This is a genomic window from Cupriavidus sp. DF5525, from assembly GCF_040149425.2.
Taxonomy (GTDB): Bacteria; Pseudomonadota; Gammaproteobacteria; order Burkholderiales; family Burkholderiaceae; genus Cupriavidus; species Cupriavidus pickettii_A.
In genome coordinates, this window is the sequence record NZ_CP168265.1 from 1953131 (window position 1) to 1970754 (window position 17624).

General features: G+C 61.6%; 14 protein-coding genes and 1 pseudogene. 13 read left to right on the forward strand and 2 right to left on the reverse strand.

Features of this window, described 5'->3' with window-relative positions; all coding sequences use genetic code 11:
- Positions 1–3: 3 nt before the first annotated feature.
- Genes ABNX08_RS09275 through ABNX08_RS09295 form a run of 5 tightly spaced genes read left to right on the forward strand, consistent with a single transcriptional unit; the run spans position 4 to position 6196 of the window.
- Positions 4–1752 carry a class I adenylate-forming enzyme family protein gene (locus ABNX08_RS09275; RefSeq protein WP_022534911.1) on the forward strand — a complete coding sequence of 583 codons (1749 nt, stop codon included), beginning with the start codon at positions 4–6 and terminating at the stop codon, positions 1750–1752.
- Between the two features lie 45 nt (positions 1753–1797).
- Positions 1798–3273, forward strand: a complete 1476-nt coding sequence (locus tag ABNX08_RS09280) for a carotenoid oxygenase family protein (protein WP_022534912.1) — start codon at positions 1798–1800, stop codon at positions 3271–3273.
- 21 nt (positions 3274–3294) lie between these two features.
- Entirely contained in the window at positions 3295–4536 is a 1242-nt protein-coding gene (locus tag ABNX08_RS09285) for an acetyl-CoA acetyltransferase (protein ID WP_022534913.1), read from the forward strand.
- On the forward strand, positions 4533–5336 hold the full coding sequence (locus ABNX08_RS09290) for an enoyl-CoA hydratase-related protein (RefSeq protein WP_349606033.1): 804 nt from the start codon (positions 4533–4535) through the stop codon (positions 5334–5336). The genes ABNX08_RS09285 and ABNX08_RS09290 overlap by 4 nt, the downstream gene beginning before the upstream one ends.
- Before the next feature lie 56 nt (positions 5337–5392).
- Positions 5393–6196, forward strand: a complete 804-nt coding sequence (locus ABNX08_RS09295; RefSeq protein WP_022534917.1) for an SDR family NAD(P)-dependent oxidoreductase — start codon at positions 5393–5395, stop codon at positions 6194–6196.
- A gap of 36 nt (positions 6197–6232) precedes the next feature.
- Here the strand turns inward: ABNX08_RS09295 and ABNX08_RS09300 are convergent, their stop codons facing one another.
- A complete protein-coding gene (locus tag ABNX08_RS09300) occupies positions 6233–6463 on the reverse strand; it encodes a hypothetical protein (protein WP_349606031.1) in 231 nt (76 codons plus the stop codon).
- On the opposite strand from ABNX08_RS09300, the gene ABNX08_RS09305 reads away from it, so the two are divergent.
- From ABNX08_RS09305 to ABNX08_RS09330, 6 genes and pseudogenes are all read left to right on the forward strand, one after another.
- On the forward strand, positions 6456–7436 hold the full coding sequence (locus tag ABNX08_RS09305) for a tripartite tricarboxylate transporter substrate binding protein (protein WP_022534918.1): 981 nt from the start codon (positions 6456–6458) through the stop codon (positions 7434–7436). The two genes, ABNX08_RS09300 and ABNX08_RS09305, sit on opposite strands and share 8 nt — an antisense overlap.
- Positions 7437–7550: 114 nt before the next feature.
- A complete protein-coding gene (locus ABNX08_RS09310; RefSeq protein WP_022534919.1) occupies positions 7551–8528 on the forward strand; it encodes a tripartite tricarboxylate transporter substrate binding protein in 978 nt (325 codons plus the stop codon).
- A gap of 224 nt (positions 8529–8752) precedes the next feature.
- Complete coding sequence (locus tag ABNX08_RS09315) at positions 8753–9826, forward strand: porin (RefSeq protein WP_051369727.1); 1074 nt, start codon at positions 8753–8755, stop codon at positions 9824–9826.
- 359 nt (positions 9827–10185) lie between these two features.
- Complete coding sequence (gene ltrA, locus ABNX08_RS09320) at positions 10186–11661, forward strand: group II intron reverse transcriptase/maturase (RefSeq protein WP_374063673.1); 1476 nt, start codon at positions 10186–10188, stop codon at positions 11659–11661.
- Between the two features lie 236 nt (positions 11662–11897).
- Positions 11898–12959, forward strand: a complete 1062-nt coding sequence (locus ABNX08_RS09325) for a phosphotransferase family protein (RefSeq protein WP_022534922.1) — start codon at positions 11898–11900, stop codon at positions 12957–12959.
- Between the two features lie 818 nt (positions 12960–13777).
- Positions 13778–14185 (forward strand): annotated as a pseudogene (locus tag ABNX08_RS09330) (LysR substrate-binding domain-containing protein); the annotation flags it as partial.
- A gap of 43 nt (positions 14186–14228) precedes the next feature.
- Here ABNX08_RS09330 and ABNX08_RS09335 read toward each other — a convergent pair.
- Positions 14229–15662 carry an ISKra4 family transposase gene (locus tag ABNX08_RS09335; RefSeq protein WP_022534924.1) on the reverse strand — a complete coding sequence of 478 codons (1434 nt, stop codon included), beginning with the start codon at positions 15660–15662 and terminating at the stop codon, positions 14229–14231.
- Between the two features lie 585 nt (positions 15663–16247).
- Here ABNX08_RS09335 and ABNX08_RS09340 point away from each other — a divergent pair.
- Together ABNX08_RS09340 and ABNX08_RS09345 are read left to right on the forward strand one after the other, a co-directional pair.
- Entirely contained in the window at positions 16248–16421 is a 174-nt protein-coding gene (locus ABNX08_RS09340) for a DUF3861 family protein (RefSeq protein ID WP_349606932.1), read from the forward strand.
- 82 nt (positions 16422–16503) lie between these two features.
- Positions 16504–17490 (forward strand): cyclase family protein, encoded by a 987-nt coding sequence (locus ABNX08_RS09345; protein WP_349606934.1) that lies wholly within the window; start codon positions 16504–16506, stop codon positions 17488–17490.
- Positions 17491–17624 lie beyond the last annotated feature (134 nt).

The following is a 17624-nucleotide window of genomic DNA, read 5'->3' on the forward strand; positions in this document are numbered from 1 at the left end:
ATCATGATCTTGGTATCCAGGGACAAAATCGAAGACTATGTCGCGCGCGGATGGTGGGGCGAGCGGACGCTTGGCGCAATGTTCGTCGAGACCGCGGTGCGGCAGCCTACCGCCTTCGCAGTCGCCGATCCACCTAACCGGTCTGCGCTGTGGGGCAAGGCGGCGCAACAGTGGACGTGGGGCGAACTCCTCGAGCAAGTCGGCCGCTACACCGCTTGGCTGCACCGGCAAGGTTTGCGCAAGGACGACATCATTGTGCTGCAGCTCCCGAATTGCGTTGAGCTGCACGCGCTATACATTGCTTGTGCCATCTCCGGCGTCATCGTGTCGCCTGTGCCGATGCAGTACCGCTGGCATGAGCTGTCCCACGTGCTGAGCATCACCGGCGCGAGGTTCGCCATCACGACGCAGCGCGTCGGTTCCTTCCACGCGGCCGAGCAGTGGGCCGCCTACATGACGCAATGCGCCGCGCTGGAGCAAGTCTGGTGCTATCGGGACGGTTCGGACGACGCCTTGCCGCCCGCCATCGGCGACCTTGACGCCGCGCTAACGGCTACCACTGGGTGGAACGCGGCGGCGCTATGCGCGCACATGGAGGCGATTGGCCTGACGGCCCATGACGTCTTCACCATCTGCTGGACCTCCGGCACCGAAGCCCGCTCCAAGGGGGTGCCGCGCAACCACAACGAGTGGTTGGTGGTCGGTCAATCGGTGGTGGAGGCCGGCCGCCTGCAGCCCGGCAACCAGCTGCTGATTCCTTTCCCCTTCGTCAACATGGCGGGAGTCTCGACCAGCCTCGTGGCGTGGCTGCTGATCGGCGGCGGCTTGCATCATCATCACCCGTTCGACATCGAGGTATTTCTCACGCAGTTGCGAACCAGCCTGATCGACTATACGGTGGCTGCCCCGGCCGTGCTGAGCCGCCTGCTCAAGGAGCCGGAACGTCTCAGCGAAGTCGACCTGCAGCGCCTGAAACGCATCGGTTCGGGCGGCGGCCCGCTGGCGGACTGGCTGGTGGCGCAGTTCGCGCAGCGCTTCAACGTCGAAATCGTCAATTACTTCGGCTCGAATGAAGGCGCGGCACTGTCGTCGACGCCGGAGGACATCCCCGACCGCAGCCAGCGCGCGCTGTACTTTCCGCGCATGGGAGTGCCCGGTTACACCTGGTCGCACTCCAATGCAAAGCGTATCCGCACCCGCCTCGTTGATCCCGATACCGGCGCGGAGATCGATGTGCCGGGCCACGTCGGCGAACTCCGCTTCCAGGGACCAGCGATCTTCAGCGGCTATTTCAACGCCCCTGAGCTGTCGGCGCGCGCGTTCGACGAGCAAGGCTACTACCGCACCGGAGACCTGTTCGAAATCGCTGGAAATCGTCATCAGTTCTATCGCTTCGCAGGGCGCCACAAGGACATCGTGATCCGCGGTGGCATGAATATTTCGTCGGAGGAAGTCGAGAACCTGCTGCTCGGCCACCCCGATGTCCGGGAGGTGGCGGTAATCGGCAGCCCCGATCCGATACTGGGCGAGCGTGTCTGCGCGGTAGTAGTGCCGCAACCAGACGCCACCGTCACGTTGCCTGCGCTGGTGGCGCATTTGCGCGCGGAAGGTGTCGCAGCCTTCAAGCTGCCGGAGCAATTGCTGATCACGGCCGAGCTCCCACGCAACCCGGTCGGCAAGGTGCTCAAGCGGGAGTTGCGCCAGTTGCTGGCGAGCGTAAGTCAGAACACGAGTGCGGCGGTGCAGGGGTAGCACTGAATCGCCCGCATCGATCAAATTTCATATAGCGAGTCAACCATGCATGTCGAAGTCGTCGGAGAAATCCACCCTACGCTAGCGCTCGAAGGGCATCCCTACACTTCCGGGCCGTTCACCCCTAACTATCGCGAAGTCAATGCCGTTGACCTCGAGGTCGAAGGGACGATCCCGGCACGCCTCAATGGCGTCTATCTGCGCAACACGCAGAACCCGGTGCACCAGCCGCTCGGCAAGTTCCATCCTTTTGATGGTGACGCAATGTTGCACTTGATGAGCTTTCAAAACGGGCGCTGCGAATACCGCAACCGCTTCGTCCGCACCAAGGCGTTCCAGCAGGAGCAACAAGCCGGGCGGGCGCTGTATGCCGGCCTGATCGACAAGCCGAGCTTGTCGGAGCTGCCGGGCTGGGGCGCGCGCGGCGGGCTGCGCGACAGCGCCGCGACCGACGTCATCGTCCATGCCGGCAAAGCGCTCGCGATGTTCTATCAATGCGGCGAACCGTACCGGTTGGATGCACGTACCCTGGAATTGGAGGGGGTCGATGCCTGGGGCGCCGACGTGTTGCGGGACTGCGGCCTCTCCGCCCATGCCAAAGTCGATCCTCGCACCGGCGATCTGCTCTTTTTCAACTACAGCAAGGACGCCCCGTACATGCATTACGGCGAGGTCGACCGGCAAAACCGGCTGGTGCACTACGTGCCGGTGCCGCTGCCGGGCCCACGGCTTCCGCACGACATGGCGTTCACCGAACATTTCGCCATCCTGAATGACTTTCCGCTGCATTGGGACGAGAATCTGCTGCCGCAAGGCAAGCACAAGCTCAGCTACTACCCCGACAAGCCGTCGCGCTTTGCCATCGTGCCGCGCCGCGGGGCCGCCTCGGCGCAGATCCGCTGGTTCGAGGCGAGCCCGACCTACGTGCTGCATTGGCTCAATGCCTGGGAAGACGGTGACGAGGTGGTGCTGCATGGCTATCACCAGAAGACGCCCATGCCGAAGGCCGGCTACGACAACACCGGCAACACCATGGGGCCGGACCGGTATGGCCCGACGCTGTACGAATGGCGCTTCAACCTGCGCACCGGCGCTACGCGCGAACGCCGCCTGGACGAGCGCTATCTCGAATTCGGCATGGTCAACATGGAGTACTGGGGCAAGCCGTATCGTTACTCGTACAACATGCTTGCGCATCCCGGAGCATTCCTGTTCGACGGCATCCTGCGCTATGACCACACCACCGGCGAGTCGCAACAGTATCTGTTCGGCGAAGGCCGCTTCGGCAGCGAATCGCCGATGGCGCCGTGTCACGACGCGCAGGGTGAGGACGATGGCTATGTGGTCAGTTTCGTCACCGACATGAACACCGAGCGTTCCGAATGCCTGGTGCTGGACGCCCGCGATCTCGCCGCCGGGCCGGTCGCGCGCATTTTCCTTCCCCATCGCGTCAGCAGCGGCACGCATGCGTGCTGGGCCGATGCGAGGGACATCCAGTCCGATTGGGCTGGCTTGCTGTGAACCCCCAACCGAGCCATTGACATGAGCCAATCCGCATACATCCTCGGCGGCTACCAGACCGACTTCGCCAAGGTCTGGTCCCGCCATGGACAGGACATCTCCGACATCATCCGCGACACCACGCTCGGCACCCTCGACGCCTGCGCGCTCGATGCAGCGCAGATCGAGAGCATCCACGTCGGCAACGCGTTCGGTGAACTGCAACGCCAGCAGGCGCATCTCGGCGCGATGGTGGCGCAAGTGGTGCCGGAACTGTGGGGCGTACCGGCCATGCGCCATGAGGGCGCCTGCGCGTCGTCGTCGCTGGCAGTACTGACGGCGATGGCGGAGCTCGAAGCCGGGCGCTATGATTGCGTGCTGGTGGTAGGCGCCGAGGAGTTTAAAAACATCTCGGGCCACGAAGCCTCAAAAAATCAGAATTCCGCCGCGTGGCAAGGTCGCGAAGAGATCGAATGTACCTTCATGTGGCCCGCGGCATTTGGGCGCATCGCGCACGAGTATGAGCGCCGCTTCGGCTTGGACCGAAAATACCTGAATCGCATTGCCGAGATTAACTACGGTAATGCTCGCCGCAATCCATTGGCGCAGACCCGCAACTGGCAGTTCAACGCCGACAGTTTCACCGACAACGACGAAGCCAACCCGCTGATCGAGCCGGGCACGCGCCGCCAGGACTGCGGCCAGGTGACCGACGGCGGCTGCGGCATTGTACTGGCCTCGCCGCGCTTCGCGCAGGAGTATGCGTGCCGGCGCGGCACATCGGTCGACCAACTGCCGCGTATCGCAGGGTGGGGACACCGCACCGCCGGCCTGCGCTTGCAGGACAAGTTGGAGCGCAGCCGTGACCAGGCCTATGTATTCCCGCACCTGCGCCACGCCATCGAGGATGCCTGGCGACGGGCCAATGTGACGGGTATTGAGGCGATCGACGGGGTCGAGACCCATGACTGCTTCACCACCACCGAGTACGTGGCGCTGGATCACCTCGGCCTGACGCCGCCGGGGCAGAGCTGGCAAGCCGTGGAAGACGGCAGCATTGAACCGGGCGGACGGTGCCCCGTCAATATGAGCGGCGGTTTGATTGGGTGTGGGCACCCGGTGGGCGCCACCGGCGCGCGCATGTTGTTGGATGCCGCGCGCCAGGTGACCGGCACGGCAGGGGAGGCGCAAATCGAAGGCGCAAAGCGGCTCCAGACGCTGAATATCGGCGGGTCGTGCGCCACCGTGGCCAGCTTTGTGGTGGAGCGGGAGGGGGAAGCGTGAAGCCGCTCACTGAGATCGGTGCCGATACGAAGGCCACCATGCCGGTGCTGGCATGGCGGGATGGGAGCCTTGCGCATATCCGCTTCAACCGGCCGGCGGCGCGCAACGCCGTCGACCTTGCGCTAGCGCGGGCCTTCCGCCTTGCCTGCGAAGACCTCGCGGCCGCCACCGATGTGCGTGCACTGATCCTGAGCGGCGAAGGGCGGGCCTTCCTGTCCGGCGGCGATCTGCAGGCGATGACCTCGGCGCATGGCAGCCCGGCCGAGATTGTCGACGAAATGCACGGCGCGCTTGCCGTGATGGAGCGTCTCGAATTCCCGAAGGTAGCCGCCGTACACGGCGCGGTGGCGGGCGGTGCCATCGGCGTGATGCTGGCCGCGGACCTGATCGTCGCCGCGGCGGATACGCGCTTCAATGTCGCCGCCGCGCTGGTCGGCGCGAGCCCCGAGTGCGGCACCACCTGGCGCCTGCCACGCGCCGTGGGGCTGCGTCGCGCCCTGGAGCTTGCGCTGTTGTGCGAGCCGCTGTCCGCGCCAGACGCATGCGCTGCCGGCCTGATCAACCGCGTGGTGGCACCGGCGGAGCTGATGGCTGAGGCCGAGGGGATCGCGCGTCGCCTGGCAGCCGGTCCGCCGCTGGCGCTGGCGCTGACCCGGCGCTTGCTGCTCGATGCCGGCCAGCGCGATCTGACGGCCCAGCTGCGCGCCGAGGCCGAAAGCTTCGCGCTATGTGCCGCGAGCGCGGACTTCACCGAAGGCGTGACGGCGATGCTGCAGAAGAGGCAGGCTAACTTTGGCTGACATCAATCGGATCGAGCGGACTGCTGTTCCGCTCGGTAAAAGAGTCGGGCGACAACATGAACAGTGAATTGCAGGACACACACAGCGCTGCAGCCGTCGCGCCATCGCAGCGCTTCCGGCTGGATGGGCGCGTGGTGCTGGTCACCGGTGCATCGAGCGGACTCGGCAAGCACTTTGCATCTGTGCTGGCGGAGGCCGGCGCGCGTGTCGCGCTCGCCGCGCGTCGCGTGGACAAGCTGCAACCGATCGTCGAAGTGATCTCGCAGGCGGGCGGAACGGCGTGCGCATTGGCGCTCGATGTGACCGACGCGAAAAGCATCCAGGCCTGCTTCGACGCGATACCGTGGGGTACTCCGCAGGTGGTCGTCAACAATGCCGGGGTCGCGCTGACCGGGCCGGCGCTAGAGCAGACCGAGGCGGATTTCGATGCGGTGGTCGACACTAATTTGAAAGGGTGCTGGCTGGTCGCCTGCGAAGCCGGGCGGCGCATGACGAATGCCGGCGGCGGCAGCATTGTTAATATCGCCTCGATTCTTGGCGCCAGGGTGACGGCGGGCGTTGCACCGTATGCCATCTCGAAAGCTGGCGTGATCCAGGCGACCAAGGCACTGGCGCTGGAACTGGCGCGGCACCGGATCCGGGTCAATGCGCTACTCCCCGGCTACGTGATGACCGAGATGAACGAAGACTTCCTGCGCAGCGAGGCCGGCGAGAAGCTGCGCCTGCGCATTCCCGGCCGGCGTTTCTGCCAGCTGACCGACATGGACGGGCCGCTTCTGCTGCTGGCATCGGATGCTGGCGCGGCAATGACCGGGACGACGCTGGTGGTGGATGGCGGACATCTGGTGAGTCCGTTATGAATGCCGATCTGCTGGCCCCGTGCCGCCGCTTCGATTTTAACGCGCGAGCAGAGCAAGGTGGTGCGGAATGCCCTTGAGGTCCGCTGCCCTCCATGCCGACGAGGAAAATCCCACGATGTGAGCTGTTCTTTCGAAGCTATTTTCCACCGCCTGCGTTGTGCGCTCTAATTCTGCAATGAAGGAAAGCTGGCACTGCAGGCTCCACCATTCCAGACCATAAGAAAGGCGGCCATGACAGCCGTCTACAGGAGACAAGAGCATGTCCACGAAAACCCGCCGATCGTTTCTCGCGTTCGCTGCCCAGGCCGCGTGCCTCGCTTCGCTCGGCAACCCGGTGTGGGCTCAGTCGAAGCCGGTGGCCCGGATCGTCGTCCCGTTCGCGCCCGGCGGCGGCGGCGACGTGCTGGGCCGCCTGCTGGCGGAGAAGCTTTCCGTCGAGCTGGGGCAGACCGTCATCGTCGAGAACCGGCCGGGAGGCAGCGCCACGATTGCCACCGACGTGGTGGCCAAGTCGGCGCCGGATGGCAATACGATCCTGCTGACGGTGCCGCTGCTGGTGCAGACGCCATCGCTGTTCAAGAAGCTGCCATATGACCCGATCGCAGACCTGACGCCGGTCATTGACGTGGTCACCTCGCCGCTATGGGTGGCGGTCAGTACCTCGCGGACCTCAGCGCGCACCGTCAAGGAGTTCGTGGCGGACGTCAAGGCGCATCCGGGCAAGCATAGCTTCGCCTCGCTCGGCAACGGCTCCTCCGCACATGTGCTCGGCTCGCAGTTCAACGCAGTGGCCGGGCTGGACATGATCCACGTGCCCTACAAAGGCTCTGCCCCGGCGAGCGTGGCGCTGGTCGCGGGCGAGGTGTCACTCACGATTCTGGATATCGTCACGCTGAAGCCGCAACTGGCATCGGGCAAGATCCGCCTTCTGGCGGTCACTGGCGGCAAGCGGTCGCCGTTGACGCCCGAGGTGCCGACGCTGGCTGAGCAAGGCTATCCGGGCTTCGATCTGCCGACGTGGGCCGGGCTGTTCGTCCCCAGCAAGACCTCGCCAGAGATCGTCCGCAAGCTGCACGCGGCGACCGTGAAGGTTCTCCATCAGCCTGATGTCGTATCACGCCTCGGCAGCCTTGGCTACATGCCCGGCGGGCAGTCCCAGGAATCGTTCGCCAAGGGAGTCGGCGCCGAAAAAGTGCGCTGGGCCGAGCTGATTGGGAAGGCCGGGATTCAACCGGACTGATCTGCCGCTGCCGGCCCCGGTGGGGCCGTTCAGTCGCAACCATGCTGTGACATTTGCCACTGCGCATACGCGCAGAGCCCCCTTTTTTTCTTCCGAATTTGTCGAGGTGATCCAATGACGTGGATTTCATTCCCCCGCCGGCGTGCCCTGATGGCGATGCTGGTTCTGCTGTGCGGCCCGGTTGCGGCCCAATCGTACCCCGACAAGCCAGTGCGGGTCGTAGTGCCGTTCCCCGCCGGTGGCGGTACCGATGTGGTCGCGCGCATCGCCGGTTCGGCGCTGCAGGTCAATATGAAGCAGGCCATTGTGGTCGACAACCGGCCCGGCGCAAGCGGCGTGATCGGCAGCGACTATGTCGCCAAGGCCCAGCCTGACGGCTATACGTTACTGTTCACGATTCCGATCCTGCTGCAGACTGCCAGCGCGATGCCGAAGATCCCGTATGACCCGCTGCGCGATTTCGTTCCCGTGACCACCCTGGTTAGCGCGCCGCTGTGGCTGGCAGTCAGCACCAGCCGCGTAAAGGCCACCGATTTCGCAGCATTCACCAGCGAGGCGAAAGCCACCACCAAAAAGTGGGAATACTCGTCGTTCGGCAACGCCTCGTCGTCGCACTTGTACGGCCACGCATTGAACCAGGCGCTAAGTGCCGGCATGCTCCACGTCCCCTACAAAGGCGGCAGTGCCGCGGTGCAAGCGCTGGCGAACGGGGAGGTCGCCGCGATGTGGACCGATTACCCGTCTGTGCGTCCCTATGTCGTATCCGGGAAGGTGCGCATCATCGCCTCCTCTGGCGCCAAGCGAAGCCGCCTGACGCCCGATGTCCCCACGCTGTCGGAACTTGGCTTGCCGGGTTTCGAAGCGCTCGGCTGGGGCGCCTTCTTCGCCCCCGCGGGAACGCCCCCGGAGGTCGTCAAGCGCTTGCAGACCGAGATTTCGGCGGTGACGCGCAATCCGGACGTCGTCAGGAAATTTGCCGACCTGGGCTACGAGCCCGGGGGCAAGCCGCAGCCGGAATTCGCCGCCGATGTCCGCGCCGATCAGGCACGCTGGTCCGCCTTGATCAAGGCGGCCGACATTCGGCTGGACTGAGCCTTCGAGAAGGGCGGCCCATTTGTTGCCTCGGTATGGGCCGGGGCTAACACTGCGTAAGGAGGGGCGGCGCGTTATCTCATATTTCTGAATTGAATCATCAGAAACGTTCTTCTGATGAGCAGGCAGGTAGGCAGGTAGGCAGGTAGGCAGGAAGAATAAATTGCCGCCGGGAAATGGGGAATTCCCGCAGGGTGTGCATCACATCGATAAGGAGGAGTGTTTTGAACAAGATTGGACGGGTTCGGTTTCTGGCATCGGTTATGGCGATGGGTGCAACGGGTATGTCGGCGCCGGTCGTATTCGCGCAATCCAGTGTTACGATTTACGGCGTGGCCGATACCTATCTGGAGTACAGCAGCAACAATCGTTCTGCAGTTGCGGGAGATAACAGCGCCAAGTCGGCGGTCAAGCTCACCTCTGCCGGCTTGTCCGGCCCGCGTTGGGGCTTGCGCGGCGTGGAAGATCTGGGTGGCGGCATGAAGGCCCTGTTCGTGCTGGAGAGCGGCTTCAATATCGACACCGGTACGATGGCCGACACCTCGCGCTTGTTTAACCGGCAATCCTTTGTCGGCATGGAATCGCCCTATGGACGGCTAACGTTTGGCAGGCAATACACGACGTTTTTTGACATCCTGGCCAACTTTACGCCGCTCTACTACTCGGGCACCTACGAACCGTTCTCGGTGCTGCTCGGGCCCTTGCGCGTCGATAACGCGGTCAAGTACCGCATCGCCCTCGGCGCGCTGACGGCGCAGGCTCACTACGCGTTCGGCGAACAGCCTGGCTCGATTCAGGCCAGCGCATCCTGGGGCGGCGGCGTCAGCTATGGGTCGGGGCCGTTTGCGGTCTCGGCGATCTATGACCAGGGCAATGGCCCCGACACCGCCGCCGGCATCGCCAAGTCGCGCAAGGCAGCAGTGGCCGGCACCTACACGCAGGGACCGATCCGGCTCTCGGCCGGCTACCGCTGGGGCAAGGACGTCGCCGCAAACGGTGCTACCTCGTCGCGCGACAATATGTATTGGGCCGGCATCGGCTATCAGATCGCCACGCCATTCGGGCTGACGCTCGCCTACTACTACGACGACATCAAGTCGAAGGCAGGCGTCGCCAACCCGGCCAATCCGCAACAGTACGTGTTGCAGGGAATCTACTCATTATCCAAGCGCACCGACGTCTATGGCGTGGCCGCCTACGCAAAAAACTCTGCGCTCAACTTCGCTTCGCTGCAGACGCTCGCACCGGGGAAAACCAACCAAACCGGGGTTGCGCTGGGGATTCGGCACAAGTTCTGAGTGCGCCGGGAGACCGGTAAGGAGTAGGTGGTGAAAGTCCACTGCGATGAAGGAATAGCGAACCACATCGGCCCCGAGCCGTGCGCAGGCCACCGTGAGGTGGTCAGCGAAGCGTCGGTAGGGGAACGTGCGGGCCAGCCATCGAGCCGCGATAGTTGTGTTGTTCCGGGTGCCGACGCGGTTCAGAACGCGGAAGGCAACATGAAGGGGCGCGTGAACGCGAGTGCCTCGACGACCCGGCGTGGTCCAAGACCCTGGCACGCACGGACGCTCTTTGCGCGGGAACCGGGAGATCTCTCGTCTGGCCAGTCGCAGCATGGCCTGGTCCGCATCGGGAAGGCGAGGAGCCGTAGCCGATGATGAACGGACGGGAGAAGTCAGACTCCGCCGTACTAGCGAGGAAGCCTGCGAACAATGCCGGGAAATCGGCTGCGGAGTGGGTGGAGCGAAGGGCGGGGACCAAGGGGAACATGGGTCAGTCCAACACGTGCCGGGCGCAGAACCGGGCAAGCGTGCCACAGGGGCTGGAACGTGTACGGCGAGCTGCAAGGCAGCGGAAGAAGGAGCGGTTCACTGCGTTGCTGCATCACGTCACTGCCGACCGGCTTCGGGAGTCGTTTTATGCGCTCAAACGCAACGCGGCTCCGGGAGTGGATGGCATGACGTGGAGGTACTACGAGGCAGGACTGGAGGAGCATCTCCAGCGTCTGCACACGCAAGTACTCAGCGGAGCGTATCGGGCGCTACCCGTTCGGCGGCAGTACATACCAAAGCCGGACGGCAAACAGCGTCCATTGGGGATTGCCGCACTGGAAGACAAAATCGTCCAGCGCGCGGTGGTTGGAGTGCTAAATGCGATCTACGAGGAAGACTTCCTCGGTTTCTCGTACGGGTTCCGACCCGGACGCAGTCAGCATGATGCGTTGGACGCGTTGGCAACGGCCATCATCCGCACCCCGGTGAACTGGATCCTAGACGCCGACATCCGGAGCTTCTTCGACTCGGTCAGTCAGGACTGGCTGGTTCGGTTCATGGAGCATCGGATCGGCGACGAGCGCGTCATTCGCCTTGTGCGGAAATGGCTCAAGGCGGGCGTTCTGGAGAATGGGGAACTGAGCGTCAGTGAAACCGGTACACCGCAGGGTTCGGTGGCTTCGCCACTGTTCGCGAACGTGTATATGCACTACGTGTTTGATCTCTGGGCCAACCGGTGGCGACGGCGGGAAGCTAAAGGCAACGTCATCATTCTGCGGTACGCGGATGATGTTGTGGTTGGCTTCGAGCACGAAGCTGACGCGCGGCGCTTCTGGGACGCGATGCGACAGAGGCTGGAGGAGTTCTCGCTTGCGCTTCACCCGGACAAGACGAGGCTACTGGAGTTTGGCCGCAACGCAGCGGCCAACCGCCAGAGTCGAGGCCTTGGCCGGCCGGAGACCTTCGCCTTCCTGGGCTTCATCTTTATCTGCGGACGATCGCGTCGCGGTGCCTTCCAGTTGCAGAGGAAGACTCGCGGTGATCGCATGCGGGCGAAGCTCAGGCAGATCAAGGAGGACCTGCGACGGCGCATGCACGACCCGATTCCTGCGCAAGGAAAATGGCTTGGGCAGGTGGTGCGCGGATACTTCGCGTACCACGCGGTACCAACGAACTCGCGAGCGCTCAGCGCGTTCCGTTACCACGTTGTTGACCTCTGGCGGCGTGCGCTCAGGCGCCGCAGCCAAAAAAATCATATGACGTGGACGCGGGTCGAGCGGATCGCGGATGCCTGGCTCCCGCAGCCTCGAATCCTTCATCCATGGCCGGACCGGCGCTTTGCCGTCAAACACCCGAGGTAGGAGCCGTATGCCCGAATCGGGCTCGTACGGATCTGTGCGGGGGGTGCTCAGTAATGGGCATTCCTACCGCGATGATAAGGGCGCTGGTCTCGGCACGCAAGATGTGTAGACCCTGAGTGGAGGCATATGGCCGGGAGTGGCCGTATGCCTTCGAATCTATGACGGCTCGATCGCAGTTAACAAATGGACGCTAGCGAAGATGATGAAGCGTAACGCTTTCGACGCCGAGGACAAACATGACTAACAGGCATGATTTCGCCGGCACGGTGCCGGTGCGCGAGCAGCATCAGTTCGACCAGACGGCCCTGGAGCGCTGGATGGAACAGAATGTGGCGGGCTATGCGGGGCCGCTCACGATCGACCAGTTCAAGGGCGGGCAGTCTAACCCCACATACCGCCTGACCACGCCTGGCCGCAGCTATGTGCTGCGGCGCAAACCGCGCGGCGCCTTGCTGAAGGGCGCCCATGCGGTGGAGCGCGAAGCGCGCGTGATGGCGGCGCTCGGCCAAGCGGATTTTCCGGTGCCGTATATTCACGGGCTTTGCACCGACAATTCGGTAATTGGCAGCTGGTTCTTCGTCATGAATATGATCGAAGGCCGGATCTTCTGGGATGCCAGCTTTTCCGATGTGTCACGGCATGACCGGGCGGCGTACATGGACGCGATGAACGCGACGCTGGCCCGGTTGCATACAATAGATCCCGCTTCGATCGGTCTAAGCGATTACGGCAAGCCTGGCGGTTACGTGGCTCGCCAGGTGGCGCGCTGGTCGGCCCAGTACCTGAGCGACGAACTGGCCGGTCGGCATCCCGCGATGGATCTGCTCGCCAACTGGTTGCCTCGGCATCTGCCAGCCGCCGATGAGGTTGCCATTGCCCATGGCGACTTCCGGGCCGACAACGTGATTTTTCATCCCACCGAGCCCCGGGTGCTGGCGGTGCTGGACTGGGAACTGTCGACCCTCGGTGATCCACTTGCCGACTTTGCCTACCATGTAATGATGTTCCGCATGCCGCCTGATATCCTGGGTGGCATCTCGGGGCTGGACTTGGCAGGCTTGGAATTGCCGGACGAGGCTGCGTATGTCGACGCCTATTGCAGGCGTACAGGCCGCGATGGTATCCCGAACCTCGATTTCTACATCGCCTTCAACATGTTCCGCTTCGCCGCGATCCTGCATGGCATCAAGGGCAGAGTTGCGCGCGGCACGGCGTCCAATGCCGAGGCGCATGCCATGGGCGAACGCTTTGCGCGCGTGGCCGAGTTGGCTTGGGCGCAGGCGCAGCGGGTAGGTTGAGAGCTGGACCGGGATTTCGCGTTAGCTCTTTTGCGGCGCGCATCGGTGGTCGCGACCCGGCTGCCCGGCCGCATCGACGCATATGTACCGGCCCGAAAGGCGGCCCATGCGTCTTTCATGGGCGGGGTACGGTTGAGGGATCCATAATTTTGACTTCCAGGCCACATTTTTGACGACGGCCAAACACCGTAGCTTCGAAGCACACACACTGCGGCACTGAAATTTTGCGAGTATTGCCCGTCCAGGTCATATATTCGACAGGCGGGGTAAGGTGCTTGCGCGAGGGGCTGCAGCATGTGGCCATGATTGAGCAAACCGTCGGCGGCTCATCGTCATCAAGGAGTTGGACAAGAGGTTCAAGAAAAAGGAGCGGCCAAGCGGCAGTAATGTCAGGCAGGTGGATCTGGCGCGGCCTGGTTGCCGGTGCCAGTTTTGGTTACGATCGCCTACCTTGCTTCAACACTACGGCAGCATCTATCCGATTTTCAGAACCGTTCCGACTTCATACCGAATCTAAGCATCGACACCGAGCTGATGCTCGTTTGCGGCCGCTCGGCATCTCGCCGGGACGGCCGTTCTTTTTTGTGCGAATGGAATGAAAGGCGCCGCGCGCCGGCGGCGCAGTTTGCTGACAAACGGTTGAGGAGTGGCCGAATGTCAGCGCAGGAGTGCAGAATTCAGGTACCAGCGCGCTGGCCGCCGGCCGCCCCCCAAATGAAGGACCGCTTCCCGGGCGATGGGAGAGGGGTGTGGGTGACGGCCGGAGCGTCGACGAAGAGCCGCGCCTCGGTATGCAAGTGCCTGCCCTCACCCCTGTCCCTCTAGTGCTTTCCACCGCATTGAGCAATCCGCTGGCCGAGAGCAATGGCGTCGATTTTATCGATACGCTGGACTATGACGTCATCGGCCTGCCGGAAGCCAGCGCGATCCACAACTTCCTCAAGCGCGCTGGGGCGAACCTGCAGCGCGAACCGCGTTGGCGCGTCCAGGTCAGCAACTTCGAGACCGCGTGCCGGATGGTCGAGGCAAATGTCGGTGTCGGCGTTCTGCCCGAGAGCACCGCCGCGCGCCACGCCCATACGATGGCGCTGCGCATCGTCAAGCTCAACGACGAATGGGCCGAGCGCAAGCTGCAGATCTGCGTGGCCGAACTCGGCGCCTTGCCACTGTTTGCGCGCAAGCTGGTCGACCTGTTGGTCGAGGACGGCCTCGGGCGCCAGGACTGACGGCGCCCCCTCAGCCGCTAGCCGCTACTGTTGCCGGAAGCCGTTAAAAAGCCCGGGACGGTCGCTGCCAGGGCCAAGACACACGTCGCTGGCCAATCCATGGGAAATCTCGTTGAGCGAGTTCGTGAAATTCCTGGTTCAAGAGCGCGACGCGCACTTGCACGACGCGGTGTGCCCCGGTACGACTCCAACGCATATGTTGGCTCTTACACATGCGGCGACCAATGATTCGATTGATAGATGACTCGACGAAGCCAGTCGCGATTCGTCGGCCAACACGCTGCCGGGCACGATAGTCGATTAGCGACTCAAGGTTGCTATTGAGGTAGCTGATCAAAGCTATAAGCTTGCAATGTGCTTGTCTTGCTTGGCGTCTCGCGTTTGGGTCGAGTCGTTCGCGCAGCTCAAGCAGGCAACACAGCTCCTTAGCGAGCTTCTGCCAACGAAACGTTTGTCCGGTCCAGACGAAGCTGCGAAAGCGAACAAACAAATCCCAAAGCTCGAACGCTGACCCGTTAGCCGTAAGGCGTCCATACGCCAGAGGAGCGATAGCTTGATCTACATATCGCATCATTCGACCGATGTGCGCCCAGTCGAGTACCCATTCGGTATCGAACGGAAGGTCGTCAGCAACGCCGGCAAGATCCAGGGCGCCGTCAGTCACGACGCAGACCTCATTAGGATCGTCGTACCCGCTGTCCACGAGGAATTTTGTCATTTCCTCCTGCAATCGCTTGGTGCGTGGCATGGCGGAAGCCCAGACCCGTGGTTGGCTGCCAGGCTGGCCTAACGCCGCAACCACGACGGCTATCGATGATGACGTCTTCCTTGCGCGATTGTCTTTGCCTGTTCCCTTGCCATTATTTCGCGCTCGCCTAACATAGCCGACATCAATCCCTAGCTCAGCAATTGGACTTTCCTCCTTGCACCATCGCCGCACGGGCAATGCGTCCTGTAGGGATTTGCCGACGGCCATTGTGTGATTGCGGATCGTCACGTGACTATCGCGTCCGGAGGTAGGTAACAAAAGGTCCATGACCTGCTTGGCCTGCCGGTAGGGCATCGTGGCGCCGAGTTCAGCATGCAGCCATCGTAGCTCGCTCGTGCTTGCCTCCTTAACGTAGTTCTTAAGCGGCGACACATACCTGGATCGGTCCGCACCACACTTGCATGCTTTCCATCGATCGCGGCAGTAGTAGACCTTGCCCAGGGTGGTCTTCAATTCGGAGGAATGCCCGTCATGCACACGACGGAGCGCGCCGCAGGCTTTACAAGCTCGCTGCAACGCGCAGTAGCGATCGATCTGCTCTACGACAAATTCCTGCTGAACGCTATTGACTAATGATTTGCCTTCTGCAAGGGACAAGCCGACGTCGCCGGGTTCGCCGGAGTCGGCGCGGTGGAACCGCATCAACTCAACCCGTTTGACCGCGGTGGCTTCGCCATCATCGAACTCGAGAACGATCGTGCATCGCATGTCGACTCCCCGCCTCTTTGATATCGAGACGATACTCCGATGCATGGCGGCATCCCAGGGTTTTTAACGGCTTCCTGCAACACCGCCGCCGATCAACTGTTGATCCCAGTGCGTGTCCGATGTTGCCCCCTGGCCGAGGGCCAGTCGATTCGCTGCCGATCGCCTCCGGAGCATCGCCTTCCGCAGCGTCAAGGCCCAACAAGGAGCAAGGTGCTGTTGAGTGGTCAAATTCATAAGATATTTTACTGAGTGTAGTAGAAATAACTGTTTGCCATATTAATGAATTCGCTCTTTAATTTGCAAAAAGCACGACAAGCAAAACTGGAACAACCGCATCAACCGTCGTGAGCCCCCGATCAAATCGATGGGAAGGGCCCCGGTCACAGGCTAAAACTGTATGACCATCTTCTTTCTCTCCTCCAAAACGGCATGAAAGATATCGGTTGTGAATTTTCAATAAAAACCTGAAGTGGCTTGCATGAGGCAGCATCGCTATCGAATAACTGTCGAGCATCTCACCGATGCAAATGGGCAGCCACCAACCAGGCAAGCCACCTATCTTTCAAAGTCTGAAATCACGCCGATATGCTTGGCATCGTCGAAGAAATTCGAGCACGCGGAGGCTTCGAGACACAGACAGCCACCTCCTTTGCAGTCTGTTTGAAATTATTTGGAGAGGTGATTCTGAAGCATCGCGGACACCCACTGTTCACGGAGTTTGCACCACACTTTCAAAAATTCATGCAAAAAATCAAGTAAGAGACATAAAACCTTTCTCAACGCGCACGGTGATTCCCACGCCTTATATAAATAATCTTCCAATCAATCTTCCGTCACACTCATGAATAGACTACACACCATCATCGCCCTTGGCTTGGCTGCATCCGGAGCTATCATGCTTGCCGGTTGTGGCGCTTCCCATGCGCAAGCAAGCGCGGAAGAGGCGGAGGAGACTCGGTTCATCGATCTTACATACCCCATCCCGACCTTCGAGCCCTTGCCTGGGAAGCCCACCGAAGCCGATCTGACGAAGCCGCTGGGTGAAAGCAAACCGATCCCGAGCTTCTTTCCTCAGGCTGTCTTCGTGCCAAGCGTCAACCCCATGGACAGTGGCCATTTCTATCGGGGCATACTCCGGATCGCCGAGCATCATGGGACGCACATCGATGCTCCGTCTCACTACGTGAACACCCAGGCAACCCTTGAAGCTGGCGCGGTCAAGCCCAAGTTTCAGAATGAGCTTACGCTGAAGGATCTCACCGGATCTATCGTATTCATTGACATCAGCAAGCGGATTCAACAGGAGCTGGACAAGAATGGCGGAGTTCCAAGCCCCGATAGAAGGAGGACCGACTTCTCTGAAAACTCCGGCAACAATGTCACAGTTTCCGACATCGACGCTGTTGCAGGTCAGATCAAGAATAATTCGTGGATTGTGGTCAATAGTGGTTGGGGAAAGTTCTTCAACGACCAAAACCTGGACACTTCTCCATTTGTGAATGGTTGGAACTTCCCCGGTGTTAGCAAGGCGGCGCTGGATCGATTGATTGAAATCGAAAACCAAAATGGCATCCGAGTAAACGGAATAGCAACAGACAATCTCGGCATCGACAGCGGCGAGACGGAGCGTGGCGAAGGCGATCAATGGAATCACTCCTACCACTCCCACGTCAGAGGATTGCAGCGCGGCTGGAAGTTTGTCGAAAATATTGCAAATTTGGATGAACTGGCCGCGCATAAAGCCAAAAAGTGCACGTTGATTATTGGGGCGCTGCCAATCGAAGGAGGAAGTGGCAGCCCGTCGCGCGTTATGGCTGCGTGCAATTAATCTATTTTTTGTCATGATCTGCCAGCGGATACCAATGTCCGCTGGCAATCTGCATTTTTGTACCTTCTTTTCGACAGGCGCTCTATTCACGAAATATAGTAGGCGCTCCCAGTCGGAGTCGAAATCTTACGCGC

What these genes read in the sequence shown, in the direction of transcription:
- ABNX08_RS09275 (WP_022534911.1), top strand. Translation starts at nt 4, where the DNA reads ATGATCTTGGTATCCAGGGACAAAATCGAAGACTATGTCGCGCGCGGA.
- ABNX08_RS09280 (WP_022534912.1), top strand. Translation starts at nt 1,798, where the DNA reads ATGCATGTCGAAGTCGTCGGAGAAATCCACCCTACGCTAGCGCTCGAA.
- ABNX08_RS09285 (WP_022534913.1), top strand. Translation starts at nt 3,295, where the DNA reads ATGAGCCAATCCGCATACATCCTCGGCGGCTACCAGACCGACTTCGCC.
- ABNX08_RS09295 (WP_022534917.1), top strand. Translation starts at nt 5,393, where the DNA reads ATGAACAGTGAATTGCAGGACACACACAGCGCTGCAGCCGTCGCGCCA.
- ABNX08_RS09305 (WP_022534918.1), top strand. Translation starts at nt 6,456, where the DNA reads ATGTCCACGAAAACCCGCCGATCGTTTCTCGCGTTCGCTGCCCAGGCC.
- ABNX08_RS09310 (WP_022534919.1), top strand. Translation starts at nt 7,551, where the DNA reads ATGACGTGGATTTCATTCCCCCGCCGGCGTGCCCTGATGGCGATGCTG.
- ltrA (WP_374063673.1), top strand. Translation starts at nt 10,186, where the DNA reads ATGAACGGACGGGAGAAGTCAGACTCCGCCGTACTAGCGAGGAAGCCT.
- ABNX08_RS09325 (WP_022534922.1), top strand. Translation starts at nt 11,898, where the DNA reads ATGACTAACAGGCATGATTTCGCCGGCACGGTGCCGGTGCGCGAGCAG.
- ABNX08_RS09335 (WP_022534924.1), bottom strand. Translation starts at nt 15,662, where the DNA reads ATGCGATGCACGATCGTTCTCGAGTTCGATGATGGCGAAGCCACCGCG.
- ABNX08_RS09340 (WP_349606932.1), top strand. Translation starts at nt 16,248, where the DNA reads ATGCTTGGCATCGTCGAAGAAATTCGAGCACGCGGAGGCTTCGAGACA.
- ABNX08_RS09345 (WP_349606934.1), top strand. Translation starts at nt 16,504, where the DNA reads ATGAATAGACTACACACCATCATCGCCCTTGGCTTGGCTGCATCCGGA.